Genomic DNA, 26,119 nt, shown 5'->3' with positions numbered 1-26,119 from the left:
CCTGTCCTCCTATACGAAACGCGCGCTAGATGCTTTTGCACTTTTTTCTTTTTTCACATAGCCTTTTTCCAGTAGGGAGAAGCCCCACTGAATCAAACCACAGATCAAAATATACTGCAAAAAGATCACAAAATAAGACTCAAAATACTGGTAACCGTAGGACGCTTCTACACGAGCAATAGCGGTGATGTCCTTGATGGTCATGACAAAGACCAGGGAGGTCCCTTTGACGATATTGATCACCAGATTGGCCAAGTTAGGCAAGGCTGAGCGCAAGGCTTGAGGAAAAACAATCCTTAGATAGGCCTGGGTCGTAGTCAAGCCAATCGCATGCGCTGCCTCTAGTTGTCCCTTGTCCACCGTCAAGATGGCTGAACGCAAAATCTCCGACAAACTCCCGACTGTCATCAAACTATAAATGATAAAGGCATAGTAGAGAGGATCAAGCTTGAAAATATCAAGGTCACTTCCTATGCTTTTGAGAAATTGATTCAGCAGGCTTGGAAACAAACTATAAAAGAAGAGAATCAATAAAATCGGAGGAGTCGCTCGGATAAACGCCAGATAGACCAGAGAAAAACTCCTCACACCTCGAACCTTGTAAATCTGCCCCAAGGCTAAAAATAGAGCCGGTAAAAAGCTTAAGACCATAGCCACAATCATGATAATCAAGGTGATTGGCACACCCTTCAAGGTCTCCAGAAAGGTCTTTACAATATAGTCTATATCCATTTCTTACCTCCCTTTTGTTTCCAAAGACTTCTCAAGCAAACGACTCAAGCTAGAAATAACCAAGGCAATCCCCCAGTAAAGAAGCGCAACTGCCGTATAGGTTTCCAGAGAGTAGTTCCCTAAATTGCGACTAATCAAGAGATTCCCCGCTCCCATAACATCAACGAAACCAATCGTATAAGCCAAGGCAGCATCCCGCATGAGATTGAGAATAGCGGTCGTTATATTGGGAAGAGCAACTTGAAAAGCTTGAGGAAAAATGATTCTCCAAAAAGTCTGACTTGGAGTCAAACCAATACTAAGCCCGGCCTCTGTCTGCCCCTTTGGAATAGCTTGATAGGCCGCCTTGAAGACCTCGGCAACAATAGCCGCAAACAAGAGAATCATCGTCAGGAGAACAAAAATAGTTTTAGACCAGTTGTTGATATCCAAACCAAGCCACCATTTCAGAAATTCTGGCAAGCCATAAAAGACTAGAAAAAGCAAGACAATCGGCGGTGTACAACGAAGGGTAAAGATATAGCTTTTGGAAATCGCTGCAAAACTCTTGTCTTCTCCTACTTGTGCCCAGGCCAAGAGACCTCCAAAAAGGGAACCAAGAAGAGTGGTAAAAAAGAGAATGGACAAGGTCATAGGAAGTGCCTGCCATAAGGTCGGCAAAAACTGAAAGACCTTGGAAAAATCATAAGAAACCATGCAAAACCCTTTCTAGTCTTGGAATTTCTGGTCTAGTCTTTGTCTACGTAACTAAAGACATCTTCTTTAAAGTATTGCTGAGATAGCTTAGCAAGCGTGCCATCTTCTTTCAACTCTTTGATTGCTTTTTCATATTCTTTAGCGAATTTCTCACCCTTTTCATCACGGTGAATCAAGGGATAAGTTGGAATGCCCTTGTATGGGAACCAGCTGAGTTTATCCGCATATTGGTGGTAAGGGCCATCTTCTGCTGTAACTGCTTTTTCAAAGGACAGTTTGATATCAAAGAAGGCGTCATAACGTCCTTCTAAAACCCAGGCATAGGCATCTGCCACTTTAAAAGATTCAGCTGCTGTTAGCTCAATCGGTGCATCCTGATGTTTTTCATTGTAGCTAGTGATGACATTCCATTGAGCATTCTGTGGAGAGATGGGAACCAATTTCCCTTTATTCTTAGCAAAGTCATCAATGGTTTTGTATTTCTGTTCATCTTCTTTTCTGACAGTAAATCCGATGATACTCGCTCCGACTGGTTCAGATGGAATGACAAACTTTTTAGCTCGTTCATCTGTGTACCAAGCTCCCTTGGTTCCGATGTCATACTTGCCTGATTCCAGACCAATCAAGAGGTCGTCATCACTGGTACCCGTATATTCAAATTGATAGTTTGCCAACTTCTCATCAACAGCCTTCAAAACAGCTACTTCATAACCATCTGATTCCCCTTTTTCATTGACAAAGTCATAAGGTACATAGTTTTGTGTATGGGCAACCTTCAAGGTTATAACTTCAGCAGACGAAGCCGTTTCTCCATCCTTGGCTGGAGCGCCAGCTAAACTTCTCCCGATAATCGTCGCCCCAATTAATGCAACAACTGCTACACCACCGATAATCCATGCTTTTTTACTCATCTTTTTCTCCTTTAGTTTTCAAGCGCTTCTCTCACCCACTGGATACGTTCAACTGCGATATCACTTGGAATGGTACAATCTGCCCCAAGTACCAAGCCCTGTTCCCCAGCCTCTGCAACTAGTTTCTTTGCCTCAGCCTGAATGGCATCCTTGCTACCAGTATACAGCAAGCCTGTCTTGCCATTTTCAAATCCTCCAAGAACCGTACGTCCCTTGAAAATCTCACGACCTTCCTTGAGAGTGATTCCCTCTGGTCCTACAGCCCAGTTAAAGACTTGGGCTGGATAGTCTGCAAAAAGGTGAATATCATTTCGCGCTCCCTCGTATCCACAGATATGAAGAACAGTGACGCCACCAACAGCACTAGCTGCTTCCAGAACCGTTATCTCGCTAGGGGCAATGACGGCTTGATAATCTGCTGCCGACACTCGTTGATCTTGGATACTCTGCACGCTGAGGTAGATTCCGTCAGCACCAGCCTCTTCGATGACAGCTCGGCTTAGACTCGCAATATCTTCTGCAATCACATCCAACACCTTCTTGAGGGCTTCAGGGTCTTCCACCAGAAAGTCCGCGATAAGGTCATCCCCACCAGACACTTCCCCCAGTAGCCACTTGAGATAGGTCACAGGAGCAAAAATATTGTAAATCGCAACGATATCTTCTGTAAACTCTTGCTTGATTTTCTTAACCAAGTCCACCTGCTCTTTTATCCAAGCATGATCTGGCCCGAGTGGTTGAATGGTCGCCAATTCTTGAAGTGATTTGCCTTTGGCAATCGCTGGATTTGGATAAGCAAAGTAGCCATCACTCATGAGTTTGATAAAGTCTGGCTGAACTTCTCGGATAAAGCGCTTGTGGCCCTCGATATTCTTCTCGATAATGGCTGGATTTGAGAAACCGTGTAGCCATTCGTCTTCGGATGTGAAATGGTGCCAAAAACCAACTGGCACACGATCAACCTTTTCACCTCTAAATGCTTTTAAAACCCATTCTTTTTTTTCTGACATTCTTATTCTCCATTTCTTACTTTTTCAACTAATAAACTGCTTGCGATATCATTCGAGCGTAGAAAGGGGAGACTGGACTTGGAAAAATCCTGAACTCCATGACATCTCTCTCCATTTTTGCAGTGCCCATTTTTTACGACGCTTATGGCAACCAAAGCCAGCAAACCGACAACTGCAATGAAGATGCCCCATCTTTTACTTTTCATAGTTTCTCCTTTTAGAGAACAGCTGCCTGCCGAATCCAGTCCAACCTCTCTAAGTCAAAGTCATCTGGAACAGTACAGTCAGCTCCCAGAAGAACGCCTTTACTACCCGCTTCAGCCAGCAACCGTCTTGTTTCATCTTGCAATTCCGCCTTGGAACCTTGATAAAGCAAGCTTTTCTTGCCATTTTCAAATCCACCTAAAACGGCCTTGCCCGGAAACAACTCTTGACCCTGTGTCAAACTAACACCCTCATGGTGGGTCGCCCAGTTGACCACTTGAGCTGGATAGTCCTTAAATATCGTCACATCATTGCTCGCACCTTCAAAACCACAGATATGGAGGATATTGGTCCCACCCACCTGATTAGCTGCCTCCAAAATCGCTATATTGCTCGGTTCGATATAGGTTTGGTAGAGTGCTGGTGTGATGCGCTCATCTTGAATTTCCTGGGTGCTGAGGTAAATCCCGTCAACACCGCCTTGCTGGATGATTTTCTGAGTTAGGATAGCAATATCTCCTGCAATCACATCTAGAATAGCTCTGAATTGCTCAGGATTTTCAAGCAATAGATCAGCCACTTCCTTATCACCTCGCGAAGTTTCTGTACGGAACCAGCGCTTGAGGTAGGAGATCGGTGAAAAGATATTGTAGAAAGAAGCAATCTCTTCGGTAAAGGTCTCTCGAATCGCTTGTACCACTTCCACCTGTTGCTGAATCCATGGATGTTCCTCACCAATCGACTCAATAGAAGTCAGCTCCTGAATGCTTGCAATCTTAGGATTATAGACATTACTTGGATAAAGGAAAAAACCGTCGCTCATAATTTTGACAAAATCAGGGAGAATCCTTTCCACATAGTTGCGATGCCCATCAACACTCTTTTGAAAGATACGTAGATTATTTAATCCTTGCCCCTTTTCTTCGAATGTTACAAAATGAAACCAAAATCCCACAGGAACTCTTTCCACTTCATCGCCTCGAATCGCTCTAAAGACTAAATCTCTTTTACTTGCCATACCTTACTCCTTCCATTTGGATTGAAACCATCTTACCACTCCTTTTCCCCTTTTCCCAATATATATTGACTATCAACTCGATTGGAAATTTTTATATCGATAAAGAAAAAAATCCCTGAAAAGCTTGATGTTACTAGCCTTTCAAAGATTCACTTTATTTTCATCTATTTTCCAAAAAGAAGCTGATATAGATTTTCTATCAAGCCGATTGAATTTTTTTATATCCATCTTCATTCCAAAATTAAGTACATAATTTTATCCTAATACCAAATTACTACTGAAAAATTTCTTTTCTCTCGATATTTCCTTGCACAAATCCCATGAAAACGCTACAATATTAATAGACTATTATTAGGAGGATGGGATTATGAAAATATCCAAAGTTACCATTACAATTGCTTCTACACTTACTTCCGTCATTTTACTGACTGGCTGTGGCACAAATTCGGCAAATTCACAGACAACACAAAGTAGTACATCTGATAATCAGGTTACCATGACCTATGATCAGTTGCGTTCAAGAGAGAACACTATGTCAACTCTTTGGTATCAAAAAGCAGCTGAAACCAAGGCACTCTATCTACAAGGTTACAATGTCGCTACTAATCGTTTGAAAGAACTACTAAAAACACAGACAGATAAACCCTACTCTATCGTTTTGGACTTGGACGAAACCGTATTAGACAATAGCCCTTATCAAGCGCAAAATGTCAAAGATGGAACAGCATTTACCCCAGAAAACTGGGATGTCTGGGTAAAAAAAGCCGCAGCCAAGGCTGTACCAGGTGCTAAAGACTTTCTCCAATTTGCAGACCAAAACGGTGTCCAAATTTACTATGTATCTGACCGCACGATAGATCAGGTAGATGATACGATCAAAAACCTAGAAAATGAAGGAATTCCTGTACAAAGCCGCGATCATCTCATGTTCTTAGAAAAAGGCGTCAAATCTAAAGAAGGTCGTAGACAAGCAGTCCAAGAAAAAACCAACTTAGTCATGCTACTAGGAGACAATCTTGTGGACTTTGCAGAGTTTTCAAAGATCTCTGAAACTGAGCGCGACCAAAAATTAGAGGAATTACAAAAAGAGTTTGGTGAGAAATTCATCATTTTCCCTAACCCAATGTACGGATCATGGGAAAGCACTGTTTACAATGGTAATAAATTGGATGCCAAGGGTCAAACTGAAGAGCGCCAAAAAAACTTACAAGGTTTTGATAAATAAAATAAGGGAGCTATCTACCAGTTTACACCAACCACAAGATATCGTATTTGCGAGAATAGCGAAAAAAAGACGACTTCCAAGCGGAAATCGTCTTTTTTACTATTTTATCTTGTACTTGGTATAAACTAGTATATATTCCACTAGATAGTATGCTCTATCGCTTGTACCACTTCCACCTGTTGCTGAATCCTTGGGTGTTCCTCACCAATCGACTCAACCGATTGAATTTTTTTATATCCTCTCTTTCATGGCAAAGTAAGCACGTATTTTGGGTGCCACTTGTGTGCCGAAGAGTTCAATAGCTCTCAGAACTTGATCATGAGGCATGGAACCAAGCGGTAGATGGAGCATAAAGCGGTCTAAACCTAAACCCTCAATCATGCGAATCAATTTTTCTGCCACCTGGTCAGGATTTCCCACAAACATGGCACCATTTGGTCCAACTTGCTCCAAATATTGCTCATAGGTCAACTCCTGCCAGTGTAGACGGTCCTTGGAAATCGCATCCACCACTTGCTTGGTCGGATGGAAATAATCTTTTACTGCCTGCTCGCTATCTTCCGCAATCCAACCCCAAGAATGAGCGCCCACTTTCAGGTTTTTATCTGCATGACCGGCATCCCTTCCAATCTCACGATAAGCTTGAATCAGCTTTTTAAAATAACGCGGATTACCACCGATAATGGCATAGACAATCGGCAACCCCGCCCGAGCAATCTTCACTGTTGACTCTACATGACCACCTGTCGCCACCCACAATGGCAATTTTTCCTGAACAGGACGGGGATAGACTTCTTTTCCAGCAATGCTTTGAGTCAATTGCCCCTGCCAGTTCACTTTGGTGTTTTCATTTGCCAACTGAAGCAGATCTAACTTTTCATCAAAGAGAGCTTCATAGTCTTTCAAGTCATAACCAAACAGTGGGAAAGACTCGGTGAATGAACCACGCCCAGCCATAATCTCCGCACGGCCATTTGACACCGCATCGATGGTAGCATATTGTTGGAACAAGCGAATCGGATCCATACTCGAGAGAATGCTGACCGCACTAGTCAAACGAATCTTTTTGGTATTCACTGCCCCAGCTGCAAGAATAATCTCTGGCGCCGATACCGCAAAGTCCTCCCGATGATGCTCCCCAATCCCGTACACATCCAAACCAACCTTATCAGCCAGCTCAATTTCTGCCACCAACTGACGAATGCGTTCATCATGACTGTAAATCTGTCCAGTCGCCTCCAGAGCTGTTGTTTCACCAAATGTTGAAATTCCTAATTCTACCATCCCGTTTCCTCGCTATCTCTTTTAGCTTTAGGGTATTTTATCACTAATTAGTTTTATTTTCAATAAATTTGCTCATTAGAAAAAGCCTAGATGAACTAGACTTTCTTTGCTTATTCTACTGTTACTGACTTAGCAAGGTTACGTGGTTTGTCCACATCGAGTCCACGGTGGAGTGTTGCAAAGTAAGCGACCAATTGCGTTGGTACGACCATTGAGATTGGTGAAAGGTATGGGTGTACAGTCGTAAGGACGATATCGTCTGTGTCTTTAGCAACATTTTCCTCTGCGATAGTGAGAACCTTGGCACCACGGGCTGCGACCTCTTGGATATTTCCACGAGTATGGTTAGCAAGGACTGGATCTGACAAGAGGGCCAAGACAGGCGTTCCTTCTTCAATCAAGGCAATGGTTCCGTGCTTGAGTTCTCCTGCCGCAAAACCTTCACACTGGATGTAAGAAATCTCTTTGAGTTTGAGACTGGCTTCCATAGCTACATAGTAGTCTTGACCACGTCCGATATAAAAGGCGTTACGGGTTGTTCCAAGAAGGTCACGAACCTTGGCATCAATGGTTTCTTTTTCTGAAAGGGTTGATTCGATAGACTGAGCTACGATTGACAACTCATGAACCAGGTCAAAGGCTTGCGCTTTAGCATTGCCGTTTGCTTGACCGACTGCTTTTGCAAGGAAGGCAAGGGCTGCGATTTGCGCTGTATAGGCCTTGGTTGAGGCCACAGCGATTTCAGGTCCTGCGTGAAGGAGCATGGTATGGTTGGCTTCACGTGAAAGAGTTGAACCTGGGACGTTTGTCACTGTCAAGCTTGGAATTCCCATTTCATTAGCCTTGACCAAAACCTGACGGCTATCCGCGGTTTCACCAGACTGGCTGATAAAGATGAAGAGCGGTTTCTTGCTGAGAAGTGGCATACCGTAGCCCCACTCAGATGAGATTCCAAGTTCTACTGGTGTATCTGTCAATTCTTCCAACATCTTCTTAGAAGCAAATCCTGCGTGGTACGATGTTCCAGCTGCAAGGATGTAGATGCGATCTGCGTCTTGAACAGCCTTGATGATAGCTGGATTTACAACAACTTGACCTGCCTCATCTGTGTAGGCTTGGATGAGTTTACGCATCACCGTTGGTTGCTCATCAATTTCCTTGAGCATGTAGTAAGGATAAGTCCCCTTACCGATATCTGACAAGTCGAGCTCAGCAGTATAGCTAGCACGCTCACGGCGATTACCATCATAGTCTTGAACTTCAACACTATCAGCCTTGACGATTACCAACTCTTGGTCATGAATTTCCATGTATTGGTTGGTTTCACGAATCATAGCCATGGCATCTGAACAGACCATGTTATAGCCTTCCCCAAGACCAATCAAAAGTGGAGATTTGTTCTTAGCGACATAGATGACATCTGGATTTTCAGAGTCAATCAAGGCAAAGGCATAAGAACCACGGATGATGTGAAGAGCTTTTTTGAAGGCTTCAAGAACTGAAAGACCATCTTCTTCTGCAAATTTTCCAATCAGGTGAACGGCAATTTCTGTATCGGTTTGCCCCTTGAAGTGGTGACCTGCAAGGTATTCTTCCTTGATTTCGAGATAGTTTTCAATCACCCCATTGTGCACCAAGACAAAACGTCCTGTCTCAGAGCGGTGTGGGTGAGCATTGTCCTCAGTTGGTTTTCCGTGAGTCGCCCAACGCGTATGTCCGATACCAGTTGTCCCCTCAACACCTGCTGTCTTGGCAGACAATTCTGCGATACGACCGACAGCCTTGACTAGATGGTTTTCAGCACCACCTAGGACAAAAATCCCCGCAGAATCATAACCACGGTATTCGAGCTTTTCAAGCCCTTGAATCAAAATATCAGTTGCATTTGTGTTTCCAACAGCACCAACAATTCCACACATAGTATATACGACACAGACCAGCTGTGCTTTCTCCTTAAATTGGTATAGTCTGATTTTCCTTTTACAGAATCAGCAAAAACAGTATATACTTGTTTTTCTCACTTGTCAAGGATAAAAATTGGTATAGTTTTTCTATCTGGTATTTTATCAAGATTTCACTTGATACCTGACAAGTCGGCATCAATTACTTATAATGAATAGAGGAGGTATTTGCCATGTGGTTTTTCTTCGCACTTTTATCAGCTATCTTTGCAGCCTTAACGTCAATTTTAGCCAAGATTGGGATTGAGGGAGTTCCATCCAATCTAGCAACCGCTATTCGTACGGTCGTTGTCATTCTTATGGCTTGGGCCATGGTTTTCTTGACCAATAGTCAGACCGAAATTGTCAACATCAGTAGAAAAAGTTGGCTCTTTCTCATCTTATCAGGCTTAGCCACTGGCGCCTCCTGGCTCTGCTACTACAAGGCACTACAGATGGGCAATGCGACTGAGGTATCTGCTGTCGATAAATTCAGTCTCGTCATTACCCTCGTTCTAGCCTTTTTCTTCCTACAGGATGTCCTGACGTTTAAAACAATTATTGGCTGTATCCTGATTACGATTGGGACCTTGGTGATGATATTGTAATAAAGAGTGAGATGAACGCCATCTCACTCTTTTTATTCTTAAAATCCATTATTATCACTTAGTTCCTTGAACCAGTGGCCTGATTTCTTCAGACGGCGTTCTTGTGTTTCCAAGTCTAATTCAACCAAACCATAGCGGTTTTTATAGCTATTCAGCCATGACCAGCAATCAATAAAGGTCCAGATTAGGTAACCCTTACAATTGGCTCCGTCTTCAATGGCACGGTGAAGTTCACGCAGATGTCCTTTGACAAAGTCGATACGATAGTCGTCCTGAATCATACCATTCACACGGAATTTATCTTCACCTTCAACACCCATGCCATTCTCTGTCAACATCCACTCAATATTACCATAGTTTTCCTTGATATTTTGGGCGATATCATAAATCCCTTGCTCATAAATTTCCCAACCACGGTGGGGATTGATTTTACGGCCAGGCATAATATAAGGCTCGTAAAAATGTTCTGGCAAGAGTGGACTGTCTAGATGCTTAGCAAAACGTGGCGCCATAACGCGCAAAGGTTGGTAGTAGTTGACTCCAAGGAAATCAACTGTATTCTCGCGAATGAGCTCCAACTCTTCAACAGTGTACTCTGGCAGCAAATCATGTTCAGCTAAAATTTCCACCAATTCCTCTGGATAAGCTCCCAAGACAGACGGATCTAGGAAAGATTGGGCTTGGAAGAGATCGGCAATGCGAGCTGCCTTGACATCAGCAGGATGCTGGCTGCGTGGATAAGCCGGTGTCAAGTTAAGGACAATCCCAATCTTGGAATCAGGCAAAACCTCATGACAGGCCTTAACCGCAAGACTACTAGCCAGTTGCGTATGATAGGCAACCTTAACCGCCGCTTTGGCATCTACCTTGTGAGGATAATGGGCATCATAAAAATAACCAAATTCTACGGGTACGATGGGTTCATTGAATGTAATCCATTGGTCCACCAAGTCGCCGTAAGTTTCAAAACAAAAACGAGCATAGTCTTCATAAGCCTTGACAGTTGCCTTATTTTCCCAACCATCGCCGTCTTCTTGGAGGGCAAAAGGCAGGTCGAAGTGATAGAGATTGACTAAGAGACGAATCCCCTTGGCCTTAATAGCCTCAAAAACCTGACGGTAGAAAGCCACCCCTTGAGGATTGACTTCTCCACGGCCTTGTGGGAAAATACGAGACCACTGGATAGAAGTTCGGAAGGCTGTATGCCCAGTCTCTACCAAAAGCTCAATATCCTTTTCCCAGTTTTCGTAAAAAGTCGATGTTTTATCAGGTCCAATTCCATTATAGTAACGATTTGGCTCTACTTGGAACCAATAATCCCAGAGATTGTCCCCCTTGCCGTCACCAGGCACGCGCCCTTCAGTTTGCGGTCCAGAAGTGGAGGAACCCCAAACAAAATCCTTTGGAAATTTTAGCATAGCTTTACCTCTTCATTTACTCATTTTCCCCATTATATAGAAAAAACAAGGTAAAAACTAGTTACATTTTTGCCTTGTTTTTCTTCTGATTATAGTTTTTATTTCTTGCTGAGGATTTCAAGCGTTTCAAGCAAGTTGTCTGCATGAACTTCGATGGTGTCACCAGTCGCCTTAATCTTAACTTCTACGATGCCATCGGCTGCTTTCTTCCCAACAGTAATACGGATTGGCAACCCAATCAAGTCGCTATCGCTAAATTTAACCCCGACACGTTCGTTACGGTCGTCTGTCAAGACTTCGTAACCAGCTCCCATCAAGTTTGCTTCAAGTTTCTCTGTCAAGGCTTGCGCTTCTTCATCTTTGGCATTGACAGTGATCAAGTGCACATCAAATGGTGCCAATTCTTTAGGGAAGTTAACTCCCCAAGCATAACGGTATTCCCCTTTAGGCGTTTTGTTAACAAAGAGGCGAGCGTGTTGCTCCATAACTGCTGAGAGAAGACGGCTAACACCAATACCGTAACATCCCATGATAATTGGCACAGCACGACCATTTTCATCCAAAACATCTGCACCCATGCTTGCTGAGTAGCGAGTTCCGAGTTTGAAAATATGACCAATCTCGATACCACGGGCAAAGTTAAGAACACCTTGTCCGTCTGGTGAAATTTCACCCTCACGAACTTCGCGAATATCTACGTATTCTGCAGTAAAATCACGACCTGGGTTCACACCCGTCAAGTGGTAGCCATCTTCGTTAGCCCCCACAACAGCATTGCGAACATCTTGTACCTTACGGTCTGCAATGATTTTCACATTTTCTGGCAAACCAACTGGGCCAAGCGAACCAAAGCCAGCTGAGATAACATTTGCTACTTCTTCCTCGCTCGCAACATCAAAGAAATCTGCTCCCAAGTGATTTTTCAACTTAACTTCATTGAGTTGGTCATTTCCAACTAGAAGGGCTGCAACAAGCTCTCCATCTGCCATGTAGAAGAGGGTTTTGATCGTTTGCTCTTCTGGCACGTTTAGGAAGGCTGCCACTTCATCAATTGATTTAACATCTGGTGTTGCGACACGAGTCACTTCTTCTTCCGCAACGACACGGTTGCTTGGTTTGTACTCGTTTGTTGCCATTTCTAAGTTAGCCGCATAACTAGACTCACTTGAGTAGGCGATGGTATCTTCACCAGAAACCATCCATTTAAGTAATTCTGCCTTGATTTCTTCTTGCACTTCTTCAGGAATTTCATCAAATGAGGCAACTGACTTGTCTAAGACAACCCAGCGGTCGAGGTCTGTACGAGCTGGTGTGATGGCCATAAATTCTTGGCTGTCCTTACCACCCATGGCGCCACCATCACCGATGATGGCTTTAAAGTCCAAGCCACTACGAGTAAAGATACGTTCATAGGCCGCTTTGTACTCGTCATAAGTCACATCCAAACTATCGTAATTAGCATGGAAACTATAGCCGTCTTTCATGATAAATTCACGCGTACGGAGAAGCCCGTTACGTGGACGTTTTTCATCACGGTATTTCGGTTGAATTTGGTAGAGATTGAGTGGCAATTGCTTGTAAGACTTAACAGAATCACGGACAATAGCTGTAAAAGTCTCTTCGTGGGTCGGACCTAGAATAAAGTCTGACTTTTCACGGTTTTTCAGTTTATAAAGGTCTTCACCATAAGTTTCATAACGACCTGATTCACGCCAAAGATCGGCACTGAGAAGGGCAGGAGCCAACATCTCCACCGCACCAATCTTATCAAACTCTTGGCGCATGATATTCTTAGCCTTTTCAATCACACGGTTAGCGAGTGGTAGGTAAGAATATACACCGGCAGAAACTTGACGAACATAACCAGCACGCAACATAAGGGCGTGGCTGATAACTTGAGCATCGCTTGGCATTTCGCGAAGCGTTGGGATTAGCATTTTACTTTGTTTCATAATATTCCTCGATTATCTAAAAGAAGAGTCGCATAATGTCATTCCAGGTTACAGCTAGCATCAAGACAACCATGATAACTACACCAGCCATGGTGACATAGGTTTCAATTTCTTGTTTAAGGGGTTTCCGGCGGATAGCCTCTAGGATATTGAGCACAATCTTTCCACCATCCAAAGCCGGGATAGGAATCAAGTTAAAAATCCCGATATTGATGGAAATTATAGCTAGGAAATAGAGGACATTCTCAAGACCATTTTTAGCAGCATCGCTACTTGCCTTAAAAATGGCAACGGGACCACCGAGTTTGTTCAAATCTGGATGGAAAATCAAGTTTTTCAGAGCCGAAAGGATGCGAAGTCCTGAGTCAGCAGCGGTTGTAAAGCCACCAACAAACATGGATAGAAAGTCTGACTTGACCCCCGGTTGAACCCCGAGAATGTAACGTCCTTGATTTTCTTCTGGCGTCACAGTAACTTGCTTTTCACTACCATTTTCAGAAATGGTCACATCCAAGGTCGGGGCTGTCTTGTCCTTAGTATCTGCTTCCACAGCCTGAGTCAAGTCTTGCCAATTCTTAACCTCATGCGAGCCGACCTTGGTAATTTGAGCGGTCTCAGCTACGCCTACCTTAGCCAAAGCGCCCTCTGGCATGACGTGAAAGAGATTGGTCTGAGCATCTCTAACACCGCCCTGCAAAAAGATCAAGATCCAAAAAACAACAACACCTAAGATAAAGTTATTCATAGGACCTGCAAAGTTGGTGATGAGCTTGCCCCAGATAGAAGCATTTTGATACTGTACATCCAAAGGAGCTATGCGCACTTCGGTTCCGTCTTCTTCAACAACCGTTGCATCGTGATCCACTGCAAAGGTCTTTTCTTCTTCCAAGACCAAGCCCTTGATAAAGAGCTTGTCTTCAAAGTCAAACTGAGTTACCTGCATAGGGAGAGCTGTTTGATCCAGTTTCTTCCCAGATAGATTGATTCGTTTGACCTTACCATCTTCGGCAAGTGTTAAACTGACCGGAGTTCCTGTCTTGATCTCCGTCGCATCATCACCCCAACCAGCCATACGAACATACCCTCCTAAAGGAAGGATCCGAATGGTATAAGCAGTTCCGTCCTTACCGATATGGGCAAAAATCTTGGGGCCCATACCAATAGCAAACTCACGGACTAAAATGCCTGATTTCTTAGCAAAATAAAAATGTCCAAACTCATGCACCACCACGATAATCCCAAAAACGAGGATAAAGGTTAGCAATCCAATCATTCAATATTCCTTTCTTTAAAACAGGCCAAATAAGTGCATCATTGGAAATACAATCAGCATGCTGTCAAAGCGATCCAACACACCGCCATGTCCAGGGATAAATTTTCCAGAATCCTTGACACCGAAATGACGTTTCATAGCACTCTCAATCAAGTCACCAAACTGACCTGCCACACTGAAGAAGACGGCAAAGAGACTCATTCTGTACATCCCATAAGGGAGAGCAACTGTACTGTCTACAAGCATGAAGATTGCGGTTACTAGTACCGCACCCAAAATACCACCGATAAAGCCCTCAATGCTCTTATTGGGAGAAACTCTCGGAGCCAACTTATGCTTGCCAAAATTCATCCCTATCAAGTAAGCTGCGCTATCTGTCGCCCAGACGATAAAGAGGGCCAGAAGCACCTTGTCAAAACCTGCCACCCGAGCATCTAGTAAGGCATTGAAGCCAAAACCAACATAAAAACTCACAGCAATTGGAAAAGCAGCATCTTCAATGGTATAGCTTTTACTGAAAACGGTGGTCCCTAGCATAATCGTAATTAAAACGCTGTAGGCAACCACATTCCCATCAACTGGCAAAAAAGTTAGGTAATTTTCTAAGGGGATTGTAAGGGCAAAGGTCGCAAAGAGGGTCAAGGCGCCCTCGATGGTCATAGTCTTTAGCCCCTTCATGTGCAAGAGTTCATGGACAGCTAGCATGGCTAACAAACCAATTCCTATCTGCAACAAGAGTCCTCCCACAAACAAGACTGGAAGGAAAATGGCCAGGGCCAATACCGCAAACAATGTTCTCTTTTGTAAATCCTTGGTCATATCTTCTCCTAAACTCCTCCAAATCGGCGATTGCGATGATTAAAGGCAGCAATCGCTTCCTGCAAGGCAGCTTCATCAAAATCGGGCCACAAGGTATCCGTAAAATAAAGCTCGCTATAGGCTGCTTGCCATGGCAAGAAATTACTCAAACGCAACTCACCACTCGTACGGATAATCAAATCTGGATCTCGCAAATCCTTTGGCAGGTGTTGCGTGAAAAGATAGTCCCCAATCATGTCTTCTGTGATGTCACCAGGGTTTATTTTAGCATCTAGAACATCTTGAGCCAAGCCCTTAAGAGCCTGCGTAATTTCAGCACGACCACCATAATTAAGGGCAAAATTGAGAATCAAGCCCGTATTGTTCTTAGTCAACTCCTCTGCTTTTTTCAAAGCTTCAAAAGTCGGCTTAGGCAAACGGTCTGTCTCCCCAATCATCTGAATCTTAACATTATTTGCATGTAATTCGGGGACGTAGTTATCATAAAACTCGACTGGCAAGTTCATGATAAACTTGACTTCTTGATCTGGGCGCGTCCAATTTTCCGTTGAAAAGGCATAGACTGTGATAACCTTAACTCCCATCTTGTTAGCTGCCTTGGTCACCTTTTGGAGGGCTTCCATCCCCGCCTTATGACCAAAAACCCGTGGTTGCATCCGTTTTTTAGCCCAACGACCATTCCCATCCATGATGATGCCAATATGAGCAGGAACCTGTGTTGGAACCTCAACTTCTACAGCTTTATCTTTCTTAAAAAATCCAAACATGTTCTTATTCCTATTCAAAAATCTATCGTTTCATTATACCATATTTCCCTATTTTCTTCTATTGGTAAGTTATTAGCTCTCCGTACAGACAAAAAATAAGCCGCCTGATTGGGCGACTTAATTTTATAGGGAGATTATTATGAAAAAGTTTTAGGAGTTTAAGTTAAGTTCCTCTTAACTTATGAACCTAGTATACCGTCCCTAACTTAAATTTTTCTTAAGTTTTTTGAGAAAGTCAGATTTTTCCATTTTTCTTGCCAATTTTTCTTGGACAAGCGTTCTTGATAGAGCTTCATCCGGTCCTCATTCTCTAAAAAATGAGGTGTTGGGCGAACTTGAAAGTTCAAAATATCCTCGAGACCATAGGGAGCAAAGAGCTCTAAAGTTGCATCGGCATGCAAGCGGAGTCCTATCGCCGTACATCGTTCCGGATATTTACTCATGGCATCACGAGAACTCGTGTAAGGCGCTGTGTGGGGACTGTGCAGATGCATATAGACCTGATTTTTCAACTCCCACTGATATTGAGGGAAATCTTCTCTCAGCTTTTTCTCTAGGGATACTGTTTCCTCATAAGAAACATCTGGATCAAAGAAAATCACATCCACATCCGTCTCACTATCAAAAGGCGATTTGTCTGACAAGAGATTCCAGATGAAATTCCTGACAGAACCTGCCGCCAACCACGAATCTTTCAGACCAAGGTCACGAATGATGGTCAGAATAGTCATCATATCTGGATCTTTTCTAAAAACCTCTAGAATATCTTGCTCATTTTTCACTGTAATCATAACCTAAATGCTCATATGCCTTAGCAGTTGCCACCCGTCCAGAACGAGTTCGCATGATAAAGCCTTTCTGAATCAGGTAAGGTTCGTACATATCTTCGACTGTCTCACGCTCTTCAGCGATATTAACCGAAAGGGTACCTAGACCGACAGGACCACCACCATACATCTCAATCATGGTCCGAAGGATTTTTTGGTCCACATAGTCCAAACCTTCATGGTCTACATCTAGCATGGTCAAAGCCTTATCTGTAATAACATCATCAATTAAGCCATCTCCCATAATCTGGGCAAAGTCGCGCACGCGCTTGAGAAGACGATTGGCAATACGAGGAGTTCCTCGACTGCGTAAGGCCAACTCCGAAGCTGCCTCATGAGTGATTTCCATCTCAAAAATATCTGCTGTCCGCTCAACAATCTCTGTCAAGTCAGCGTGGGCATAGTATTCCATATGACCTGTAATTCCAAAACGTGCCCGCAGAGGATTTGAGAGCATCCCCGCACGTGTCGTTGCACCAATCAAGGTGAATGGTGGCAAGTCCAAATGGACACTGCGACTGCCTTCACCAGCCCCAATCATGATATCAATGTAGAAGTCTTCCATGGCACTATAAAGCACCTCTTCCACCGACATGGGCAAGCGATGAATCTCGTCAATAAAGAGAACGTCTCCAGGCTCTAAATCATTCAAAATCGCTACCAGATCCCCCGCTTTTTCAATGACAGGACCAGACGTTTGCTTGAGATTGACTCCCAGTTCATTGGCAATAACAAAGGCCATGGTTGTTTTCCCGAGACCTGGAGGACCAAACAAAAGAACATGGTCCAGTGCCTCATCCCGCATTTTGGCAGCCTCGATAAAGATTTGCAGCTGGTCCTTGACCTTATCCTGCCCAATATATTCACGTAAATACTGGGGACGGAGGGTACGTTCTACCAACTCCTCATCCCCCATGATTTCATTATCTAAAATTCTACTCATGGCTCTATTATATCAAAAATCCAAGCCACAAACAAAAAAGCCACCTGATTGGGTGGCTTCTTTAGGGAGATTATTATGAAAAAGAAAAGTTTAGGATTTCATTAAATAAAGTTAGGAGGTCTTTATTTAATGATTATATAATACAAGATGAAACTTAAAACTAACTTAACTTTTTCTCTGATTTATTATTTTTTTAAATTTTTTTCCAAATGAAATTTTCTTTTTCAAGCAACAAAAAAGCCACCTGATTGGGTGGCTTCTTTAGGAGATTATGATGAAAAAGAAAAGTTTGGGATTTCATTAAATAAAGGGTACTCAATGAAAATCGAAATCAGACTAGGCAGATAGACGCAAGCATAACGATAGTTAGCTAAGTCTACTCTAACGAAGGCTGGTGAGATTTTCGAAGAGTATTAGGAGGTCTTTATCTAATAACTATATAATACACGAGGAGACTTAAACTTTACTTAATAAAAAATAATTATTTTTATTTTTTTCGATCTAGCCAAATCATCCCTGTACAATCAAAAGTAGATAAGGTTTCAAAGCCCAAGGAACGATAAAATCCCAAGGTTTTCTCTGTTTGGTCTGTCACCAGTTGAACTTGATAGGCATCTTTGAAATCCCCTAAAGCCTCTTTCATCAAGGCGCCGCCAATCCCTTGACGCTGATAGCTAGGCAAAACAATCAAATCCTGGACAAAAACCGATGAAAAACCATCTCCGACCAAACGAACCAAGCCCACAACAGCATCGCCATCAAGTGCCATATAAATCGCTAATGAGTGAGACAAGGCCTGCTCCAGCATTTGGGGTTGATGTGTATAATTTGTCCATCCAACTGCCTGATAGAGATGCAAAACATCTTCTAACTTGACAACTTCTTGCTTTCTCACGCTAATCATGTCATCACCTCTTAGAGTTCTCTCAAGCTCTTGTACTGCCGTCCATCTTTATCAAAGTTTTCGGGAGCCAGCCATGCTTCCAAACGAGCTTTAACTTGAGGCCAGTCCTTATCAATCATAGAGAGCCAATCCGTATCCCTCGTACGCCCCTTATAAATGACTGCCTGGCGGAAGGTTCCTTCATAGACAAAGCCCAAACGTTCTGCTGCTCGTCTGGATGGCAGATTTAGAGAATCACATTTCCATTCATAGCGACGATAGTTAAGCTCCTCAAACACATAGCGCGCCAAGAGATACTGGGCTTCTGTCCCTATTCGTGTTCCCCTGAGCTCTGGAGAAAAGATAACAGTCCCAACTTCAACTACACGATTATTTTGGTCGATGCGCATAAGCGAAAAGGTTCCCAAGACCTTACCCGTCTCCCTATCCAAGATAGCATAGAAAAAACGGTCCTTACGAGCCAACATCTGGTTTAAAAGGCTGACTAGTTCCTCCCTATCTGCCACCGGCTCCTGAAAGAGGTAGGTCCACATCTCCCGAGGAGTATCTGGGCCATAAACAGCTAGTAAATCTTCCGCGTGCTTTTCTACCGAAAGAGCCTCGATTCGAGCATAACGCCCTTCTAAAAAATTGATAGCAGGTAATTTACCAGACGTGTGTCCGACTACAGACTCACCAATCATCTGACCGTATTCATTTACTGGCATCGTTTTTCTCCTTGTTTTACTTTTCAAACTTTATAATTGTACATAGTATATCATATTTTCATGAAAACATTCAAAAAATCCCCCAGATTCTACTCTGAAGGATTCCTATCTTATTTCACAACGATATTAACCAATTTAGTTGGCTTCAATAGTCCACTGGACTATTGAAGGTGGTAGATAGAGCTAATAAACTCGTTATTTAACGACGATATTAACGAGTTTGTTAGGTACCGCAATCACCTTGACGATTTCCTTACCGTCAATTTCTGCTTTGACTTTGTCATCAGCCAGAGCTACTTCTTGTAATTCTTCGCGTGACAGGTCTTTAGCGACCATGAGTTTGGCACGAACTTTACCTTTGATTTGGACAACGATTTCGATTTCGTCTTCAACCAATTTACTTTCGTCCCATGTTGGCCAAGCTACATAAGAGATAGACTCACCTGTTACTGCAACTGTTTGCCAGAGTTCTTCTGCCAAGTGAGGTGCAAATGGGGCGATCAATTGGATAAAGCCTTTTGCATAGTCCACATAGAGCTTGTCTTCCTTGTTAGCCGCGTTGACAAAGACCATAAGTTGAGCAATGGCTGTGTTGAATTTCATAGACTCGATCTGCTCTGTTACAGACTTGACGGTTTCGTTATAAACCTTGTCAAGAGCACCATTGTTTTCCGCAACGATTTCCTTACTTGTGATCAAACGGTAAACACGGTCGAGGAACTTACGGCTTCCTTCCAGACCTTCTTCTGACCAAGCGATCGAAGCATCGAGTGGCCCCATAAACATTTCATAGACACGAAGGGTATCGGCACCGTATTGTTCCACCACTTCGTCTGGGTTGACCACGTTTTTGAGGGATTTAGACATCTTAGCTGGTGCTTGCTCCAACTCTTCTCCAGTTTCCACATGGAAGAAGGAACCATCACGTTTTTCAACCTTATCAGTTGCCACAAGAGCCCCACGGTGGTCACGGTAGCTCGTTCCCAAAATCATCCCTTGGTTAAAGAGTTTTTGGAATGGTTCTTTAGTTGGAACGACACCTAAGTCATAGAGGAATTTGTGCCAGAAACGAGCGTAAAGCAAGTGAAGAACAGCATGCTCTGCACCACCCACATAGATATCTACTGGCAACCATTGTTTGAGAAGGTCCTCATCAGCCAATTTCTCAGTATTGTGCGGGTCGATATAGCGGAGATAGTACCAACTTGAACCTGCCCATTGTGGCATAGTGTTGGTCTCACGACGACCTTTGACGCTATCTTCACGAGTCACTTCTAGCCAGTCAGTCAAGTTAGCCAATGGGCTTTCACCAGTACCTGAAGGGCGGATGTCCTTGGTTACTGGCAAGACAAGTGGCAATTCATTTTCAGGAACAGCCGTTGAAGTCCCATCTTCCCAATGAATAATCGGAATTGGTTCACCCCAGTAACGTTGACGGCTAAAGAGCCAGTCGCGGAGACGGTAAGTCACCTTCTCTTGACCACATTCTTTTTCTTCCAACCAAGCGACAATCTTGGCAATAGCATCTTCCTTATTCAATCCATCTAGGAAGTCTGAATTAACGTGAAGACCATCCTCTGTGTAGGCAGCTTCTTCAACGTTTCCACCTTCCAGCACTTCTACGATTGGAAGACCAAACTGTTTGGCAAATTCCCAGTCACGTTGGTCATGGGCTGGCACAGCCATGACAGCACCTGTTCCATAGCTCGCAAGAACATAGTCCGCAATCCAGATTGGAATTTCCTTGCCATTGACAGGGTTGATGGCATAAGCACCGGTCCAAACACCAGTTTTTTCCTTGGCAAGGTCGGTACGAGCCAAGTCTGACTTGAGGCTGGCTTGATGTTTATAGTCTGCTACGGCTTCAGCTTGTTCTGGACTGACGATAGCATCTACCAAATCATGCTCAGGTGCAAGAACGGTAAAGGTCGCACCGAAAAGGGTGTCCGGACGAGTGGTAAAGACAGTGAATTCCTTGTCTGTTCCTTTTACTTTAAAGGTTACATTGGCACCAGTTGATTTCCCTATCCAGTTGCGTTGCATATCCTTGATAGACTCTGGCCAGTCTAGCTCATCCAAATCATTGAGCAAGCGCTCTGCATAGGCCGTGATTTTGAGCATCCATTGGCGCATTGGTTTGCGGACAACTGGATAGCCACCACGCTCAGATGTTCCATCTGGAAGAACTTCTTCGTTGGCAATGGCTGTTCCCAATTCTTCCACCCAGTTTACTGGCACTTCCGCTTCATAGGCCAAGCCTTTTTCGTAAAGCTTGGTGAAGATCCATTGCGTCCACTTGTAGTAGTTTGGATCTGTCGTATTGACTTCACGGTCCCAGTCGTAAGAGAAGCCAAGCGCATTGATTTGACGTTTGAAGTTAGCAATATTCTCTGCTGTAAATTCTGCTGGGTCATTACCTGTATCCATAGCGTATTGCTCTGCAGGCAAACCAAAGGCATCCCAACCCATTGGGTGAAGAACATTGTAGCCTTGCGCACGTTTGTAACGGCTGAGAATATCCGTTGCTGTGTAACCTTCTGGGTGTCCTACGTGCAATCCAGCTCCTGAAGGATATGGGAACATGTCCAGAGCATAGAACTTCGGTTTTGAAGCATCTGTTCCTGTCTTAAATGTATGATGTTTCGCCCAGTAGCCTTGCCACTTGGGCTCGATTTCCTTATGATTGTAAAAACTCATGCTATTTCTCCAATTTTATGATGTTACTATTATACCATTTTTGGGGGAATTTGAAAGATGAGAAAGAATCTTTTCCCCTCCATTGTCAAGAAAGATTGGATATCACCCCCACTTCATTTTTCTATCAAAAAGAGAATAACACCGGATTAGATATAGAACAAATGTGAATTACCATCGATTGTTCCCATAATTTCCTTAACACATAATTCCCATTTTAGATTTCTTTAAGGTTTTTATTATATGATGTAGAACTCTGTAATTAAAAACATTAGATGAACAAACAGAGAATAATGTTCGTAAAAAGGAGAAAAAATATGAAAAAAAAACTATCACTTCTCTCTTTCAGCTGGATATTTCTACTTTTGTCAGGATGTTCTTCAACAACAGAAGCTGAAACTAGCATTGAAAATGATACGGATAAGACTTTAGTTGTTTATTCGCCTAACCCTGAAGATCTTATTGAAGAAACAATCCCAGCCTTCGAAGAAAAATATGGCATCAAGGTTGATTTAGTCCAAGCTAGTACTGGTGAATTATTCAAGAAAGCAGAGGCTGAGAAAGAAGCTCCTGTAGCCGATGTCATTTTCGGAGGTTCCTACGCACTCTTCTCTTCTAACGAAAAACTCTTTGAGCCCTATACCTCCCCAGAAAACGACCAAATTATCCCAGAATATCAGAATAAAACAGGATTCTACACTCCATACACTCTTGATGTCAGTGTTCTGATTGTCAATTCAGCTTTAACTAAAGATATTAAAATTGAAGGCTATGATGATTTACTTAATCCTAAATTAAAAGGAAAGATTGCTACTGCTGATCCAAGTAATTCTTCTAGTGCCTTTGCTCAATTAACAAACATGCTTGTGGATCAAGGCGGCTATGAAAATGAGCAAGCTTGGACATATGTGAAAAATCTATTTAGCTTAGTAGATGGGAAAATTGCTTCTAGTTCTTCAAATGTCTACAAATCAGTCGCTGACGGAGAAATGGCTGTCGGACTCACCTATGAAGATCCTGCATTGAAACTCTTAAACGATGGTGTTGATGTGAAAGTCATTTATCCAAAAGAAGGAACCGTCTTTTTGCCTGGTAACGCAGCTATTATCAAAAACGCCAAACACATGGAAAACGCTAAAAAATTTATCGATTTCCTTCTTTCTCAAGACATTCAGGATAAACTAGGAACTGAAACAACCATCAGACCCATTCGAAAAAATGCTAAAACCAATAAAAATATGAAATCAATGGCAGAAATCAATATCGCCACTGAAGATTCAGATTATGTCATCCAAAATAAACCAGCTATTCTTAAAAAGTACAATGATATTTTCACCAATATTCAATCGAAACAGTAAAAGAGGTTCACTATGAGTGAAATCAAAATTATTAACGCAAAAAAAATCTACCACGACATTCCTGTCATTGAGAATTTAAACGTTACGATTCCAAAAGGAAGTCTTTTCACCATTCTTGGACCTTCAGGTTGTGGAAAAACGACCCTTCTTCGAATGATTGCTGGCTTCAACAGTATCGAAGGAGGAGAATTTTACTTCGATGATACTAAAATCAATAATATAGAACCCAACAAACGCAACATCGGGATGGTTTTCCAAAACTACGCTATTTTTCCACATTTGACTGTCCGTGATAATGTTGCTTTTGGTCTTAGACAAAAAAAGGTTCCAAAAGAGGAATTAATTCAACAAACCAATAAATATCTGGAGCTAATGCAAATTGATCAATACGCAGATCGAAAGCCCGATAAACTCAGTGGTGGACAACAACAACGTGTCGCCTTGGCGCGTGCCTTAGCTGTTAATCCAAGTGTTCTCCTCATGGATGAGCCACTTAGTAACCTGGATGCGAAACTTCGCTTAGATATGCGCCAAGTTATTCGAGAAATTCAACACGAGGTGGGAATTACAACTGTATATGTGACCCACGACCAAGAAGAAGCGATGGCTATTTCAGACCAGATTGCTGTTATGAAAGATGGGGTCATCCAACAAGTCGGACGCCCAAAAGAGCTCTACCATAAACCAGCTAATGAGTTTGTGGCAACCTTTATCGGACGCACAAATCTCATCCCAGCTAAACTAAAAAAACGGAGCGACGGTGCTTATATCGTCTTTTCAGATGGTTATGCCCTCCCTATGCCAGCTCTTGATCAGGCTCAAGAACAAGCTATTCTTGTAAGTATCCGTCCCGAAGAGTTTATCAAAGATGAATCTGGTGATATTGAGGGAATCATTTCAGATAGTGTTTATCTTGGACTCACCACTGAATATTTCGTAGAGACTGTATTTTCTTCAAAAATACAGGTGAGCGAAGAATCAACTTTTGAAGAAGATCTTCAAAAAGGGGATCGAATTCGTCTACGAATCAATACTCAAAAGTTAAATGTCTTTTCTGCAGATGGTTCCCAAAATCTTATTACAGGAGTTGGCTATGAAAGGTAAAAAACTAAACATCTGGACTGCTTCTTCCTTCTTCATCTTTCTTACCTATCTTATTTTTCTTGTTTATCCTATCGTTATTGTACTCAAGCAAGCACTCATACATGAAGGTAAATTCTCACTAGCTAATTTTGAGGATTTCTTTAGTAAATCCTATTACTCTGAGACACTAGTAAACAGTTTTAACGTCTCCATTACTTCTACTGTAACTTCTCTGATTTTAGGGACCTTATTGGCTTATCTCTTTTCTATATATGACTTCAAAGGAAAGAAATTTTTACAGATATTGATTATCATTGCTTCCATGTCAGCTCCTTTCGTAGGGGCATACTCCTGGATTCTCTTGTTGGGACGAAATGGTGTCATCACTAAATTCTTGACAAATGTCCTTCATCTTCCAGCTATTGATATTTATGGCTTCAAAGGAATTGTACTTGTATTTACACTTCAGCTATTCCCATTAGTTTTTCTATACGTAGCTGGAGCAATGAAAAGAATTGACCATTCCCTTCTTGAAGCTGCTGAAAGTATGGGGGTAATCGGATTGAAACGTATGATAACAGTTATTTTGCCCCTTTTAGTTCCAACTTTACTTGCTGCTGCCCTACTTGTATTTATGAGAGCATTCTCCGACTTCGGAACTCCCATGTTAATTGGTGAAGGATATCGGACTTTCCCTGTTTTAATTTATAATCAATTCATTAGTGAGGTGGGCGGAAATTCTGCATTTGCATCGGCTTTAGCAATCATGGCGATTATCATTGCTTTAACAATCTTCCTCATCCAAAAATATATTTCAAATCGCTATAGTTTCAGCATGAATTCACTCCATCCAATTGAGCCGAAAAAAACTACAAAAGGAAAAATGGCAGCTATTTATGCAACGGTTTACGGAACTATCTTGTTCTCTATTCTACCTCAGGTCTACTTGATTTATACTTCTTTCCTAAAAACATCAGGTATGGTATTTGTCAAAGGCTATTCTCTAAACAGTTACAAGGTAGCTTTCAATCGCATGGGATCTGCTATTTTTAATACCATTCGCATTCCTTTGATTGCTTTGATTCTAGTTGTTTTATTTGCAACAGTTATCTCCTACCTAGCCGTTAGAAAACGAAATTTGTTTACAAACTTAATTGATAGCCTTAGTATGGTACCTTATATCGTACCAGGAACAGTTCTCGGTATTGCCTTTATCTCTTCATTCAATACAGGTATCTTCGGAAGTGGCTTCCTTATGATTACAGGAACAGCCTTCATCTTGATTATCTCCTTATCTGTAAGAAGACTCCCTTATATAATCCGCTCATCTGTTGCTAGCTTACAACAAATAGCACCTAGTATTGAAGAAGCCGCTGAAAGTTTAGGAAGTAGCCGTCTCAATACTTTCAGTAAAATTACTGTTCCAATGATGTTACCCGGTATTATTTCTGGATCTATTCTATCATGGGTAACAATGATTTCAGAACTATCTACTTCTATCCTGCTATATAATGCCAAAACAAAAACTATGACCGTAGCAATCTATACAGAGGTTCTCAGAGGAAATTATGGTGTAGCCGCAGCTTTATCCACGATTTTATCTATCCTAACAGTCGCTTCCTTACTGTTATTCATGAAAATCTCTAAAAATAATAACATTACACTCTAATTTTTCCCTATCAAAAACAGCCGAAAGGATGAGCCTAGGCTGTTTTTCTAATCTCTTATCAAAATACATGACCCGAA

The 26,119-nt window shown here is 42.4% G+C and carries 23 protein-coding genes; 5 read left to right on the top strand and 18 right to left on the bottom strand.

Annotation, left to right across the window (positions count from 1 at the left end; all coding sequences use genetic code 11):
* Positions 1-9 precede the first annotated feature (9 nt).
* The 6 genes from HMPREF8571_RS03875 to HMPREF8571_RS03850 are packed head-to-tail and all read right to left on the bottom strand — an operon-like array spanning position 10 to position 4,571.
* Positions 10-732, bottom strand: coding sequence for an amino acid ABC transporter permease (locus tag HMPREF8571_RS03875; protein WP_000350569.1), 723 nt, complete (start codon positions 730-732; stop codon positions 10-12).
* Between the two features lie 3 nt (positions 733-735).
* The gene (locus tag HMPREF8571_RS03870; RefSeq protein ID WP_000255464.1) at positions 736-1,428 is read right to left on the bottom strand and encodes an amino acid ABC transporter permease; all 693 of its coding nucleotides are present in this window, start codon (positions 1,426-1,428) and stop codon (positions 736-738) included.
* Between the two features lie 32 nt (positions 1,429-1,460).
* Positions 1,461-2,339 (bottom strand): transporter substrate-binding domain-containing protein, encoded by an 879-nt coding sequence (locus HMPREF8571_RS03865; RefSeq protein WP_000036994.1) that lies wholly within the window; start codon positions 2,337-2,339, stop codon positions 1,461-1,463.
* Between the two features lie 11 nt (positions 2,340-2,350).
* Entirely contained in the window at positions 2,351-3,349 is a 999-nt protein-coding gene (locus HMPREF8571_RS03860; RefSeq protein WP_001290982.1) for a uroporphyrinogen decarboxylase family protein, read from the bottom strand.
* A gap of 2 nt (positions 3,350-3,351) precedes the next feature.
* Positions 3,352-3,555 carry a hypothetical protein gene (locus HMPREF8571_RS03855; RefSeq protein WP_000837736.1) on the bottom strand — a complete coding sequence of 68 codons (204 nt, stop codon included), beginning with the start codon at positions 3,553-3,555 and terminating at the stop codon, positions 3,352-3,354.
* Positions 3,556-3,566: 11 nt separating this feature from the next.
* Positions 3,567-4,571 (bottom strand): uroporphyrinogen decarboxylase family protein, encoded by a 1,005-nt coding sequence (locus HMPREF8571_RS03850; RefSeq protein WP_000157300.1) that lies wholly within the window; start codon positions 4,569-4,571, stop codon positions 3,567-3,569.
* Between the two features lie 367 nt (positions 4,572-4,938).
* Here HMPREF8571_RS03850 and HMPREF8571_RS03845 point away from each other — a divergent pair, with 367 nt between their 5' ends.
* Complete coding sequence (locus HMPREF8571_RS03845) at positions 4,939-5,796, top strand: 5'-nucleotidase, lipoprotein e(P4) family (protein ID WP_000703389.1); 858 nt, start codon at positions 4,939-4,941, stop codon at positions 5,794-5,796.
* Between the two features lie 231 nt (positions 5,797-6,027).
* Here the strand turns inward: HMPREF8571_RS03845 and HMPREF8571_RS03840 are convergent, their stop codons facing one another.
* Together HMPREF8571_RS03840 and glmS are read right to left on the bottom strand one after the other, a co-directional pair.
* Entirely contained in the window at positions 6,028-7,080 is a 1,053-nt protein-coding gene (locus HMPREF8571_RS03840; protein WP_000229781.1) for an LLM class flavin-dependent oxidoreductase, read from the bottom strand.
* A gap of 110 nt (positions 7,081-7,190) precedes the next feature.
* On the bottom strand, positions 7,191-8,999 hold the full coding sequence (gene glmS, locus HMPREF8571_RS03835) for a glutamine--fructose-6-phosphate transaminase (isomerizing) (protein WP_000334142.1): 1,809 nt from the start codon (positions 8,997-8,999) through the stop codon (positions 7,191-7,193).
* 215 nt (positions 9,000-9,214) lie between these two features.
* On the opposite strand from glmS, the gene HMPREF8571_RS03830 reads away from it, so the two are divergent.
* On the top strand, positions 9,215-9,628 hold the full coding sequence (locus tag HMPREF8571_RS03830) for an EamA family transporter (RefSeq protein WP_000264208.1): 414 nt from the start codon (positions 9,215-9,217) through the stop codon (positions 9,626-9,628).
* A 38-nt stretch (positions 9,629-9,666) separates the two neighbouring features.
* Here the strand turns inward: HMPREF8571_RS03830 and HMPREF8571_RS03825 are convergent, their stop codons facing one another.
* The 10 genes from HMPREF8571_RS03825 to leuS form a co-directional block, all read right to left on the bottom strand.
* Positions 9,667-11,046: a glycoside hydrolase family 1 protein gene (locus tag HMPREF8571_RS03825; protein WP_000911351.1), complete on the bottom strand. Its 1,380-nt coding sequence runs from the start codon at positions 11,044-11,046 to the stop codon at positions 9,667-9,669.
* 98 nt (positions 11,047-11,144) lie between these two features.
* Positions 11,145-12,998 carry a proline--tRNA ligase gene (locus HMPREF8571_RS03820; protein ID WP_000814032.1) on the bottom strand — a complete coding sequence of 618 codons (1,854 nt, stop codon included), beginning with the start codon at positions 12,996-12,998 and terminating at the stop codon, positions 11,145-11,147.
* 16 nt (positions 12,999-13,014) lie between these two features.
* On the bottom strand, positions 13,015-14,271 hold the full coding sequence (gene rseP, locus HMPREF8571_RS03815; RefSeq protein WP_000579732.1) for an RIP metalloprotease RseP: 1,257 nt from the start codon (positions 14,269-14,271) through the stop codon (positions 13,015-13,017).
* Between the two features lie 15 nt (positions 14,272-14,286).
* Positions 14,287-15,090 (bottom strand): phosphatidate cytidylyltransferase, encoded by an 804-nt coding sequence (locus HMPREF8571_RS03810; protein WP_000159123.1) that lies wholly within the window; start codon positions 15,088-15,090, stop codon positions 14,287-14,289.
* An 8-nt stretch (positions 15,091-15,098) separates the two neighbouring features.
* Entirely contained in the window at positions 15,099-15,857 is a 759-nt protein-coding gene (locus tag HMPREF8571_RS03805) for an isoprenyl transferase (RefSeq protein WP_000466705.1), read from the bottom strand.
* A 206-nt stretch (positions 15,858-16,063) separates the two neighbouring features.
* Positions 16,064-16,648, bottom strand: coding sequence for a nucleotidyltransferase family protein (locus HMPREF8571_RS03800; protein ID WP_000633745.1), 585 nt, complete (start codon positions 16,646-16,648; stop codon positions 16,064-16,066).
* Positions 16,629-17,627 (bottom strand): Holliday junction branch migration DNA helicase RuvB, encoded by a 999-nt coding sequence (ruvB, locus tag HMPREF8571_RS03795; protein ID WP_004239743.1) that lies wholly within the window; start codon positions 17,625-17,627, stop codon positions 16,629-16,631. Before ruvB ends, HMPREF8571_RS03800 begins: the two co-directional genes overlap by 20 nt.
* 487 nt (positions 17,628-18,114) lie before the next feature.
* Positions 18,115-18,531 (bottom strand): GNAT family N-acetyltransferase, encoded by a 417-nt coding sequence (locus tag HMPREF8571_RS03790; RefSeq protein WP_000626621.1) that lies wholly within the window; start codon positions 18,529-18,531, stop codon positions 18,115-18,117.
* Between the two features lie 11 nt (positions 18,532-18,542).
* Positions 18,543-19,238 (bottom strand): GNAT family N-acetyltransferase, encoded by a 696-nt coding sequence (locus tag HMPREF8571_RS03785; protein WP_001144934.1) that lies wholly within the window; start codon positions 19,236-19,238, stop codon positions 18,543-18,545.
* A gap of 195 nt (positions 19,239-19,433) precedes the next feature.
* Positions 19,434-21,935, bottom strand: coding sequence for a leucine--tRNA ligase (gene leuS, locus HMPREF8571_RS03780; RefSeq protein WP_000011797.1), 2,502 nt, complete (start codon positions 21,933-21,935; stop codon positions 19,434-19,436).
* A 314-nt stretch (positions 21,936-22,249) separates the two neighbouring features.
* Between leuS and HMPREF8571_RS03775 the strand changes: the two genes are divergently transcribed.
* Genes HMPREF8571_RS03775 through HMPREF8571_RS03765 form a run of 3 tightly spaced genes read left to right on the top strand, consistent with a single transcriptional unit; the run spans position 22,250 to position 26,042 of the window.
* Positions 22,250-23,290: an ABC transporter substrate-binding protein gene (locus tag HMPREF8571_RS03775; RefSeq protein WP_000728113.1), complete on the top strand. Its 1,041-nt coding sequence runs from the start codon at positions 22,250-22,252 to the stop codon at positions 23,288-23,290.
* A 12-nt stretch (positions 23,291-23,302) separates the two neighbouring features.
* Positions 23,303-24,394 (top strand): ABC transporter ATP-binding protein, encoded by a 1,092-nt coding sequence (locus HMPREF8571_RS03770; RefSeq protein ID WP_001289676.1) that lies wholly within the window; start codon positions 23,303-23,305, stop codon positions 24,392-24,394.
* Positions 24,384-26,042 (top strand): ABC transporter permease, encoded by a 1,659-nt coding sequence (locus HMPREF8571_RS03765; protein ID WP_000676643.1) that lies wholly within the window; start codon positions 24,384-24,386, stop codon positions 26,040-26,042. The genes HMPREF8571_RS03770 and HMPREF8571_RS03765 overlap by 11 nt, the downstream gene beginning before the upstream one ends.
* The last annotated feature ends 77 nt before the right edge of the window (positions 26,043-26,119 follow it).

Origin of the sequence: Streptococcus mitis ATCC 6249, assembly GCF_000146585.1 — a bacterium.
GTDB lineage: Bacteria > Bacillota > Bacilli > Lactobacillales > Streptococcaceae > Streptococcus > Streptococcus mitis_AZ.
Note: the sequence above shows the minus strand (reverse complement) of the source record. Positions and strands in the feature narration are given on the sequence as shown.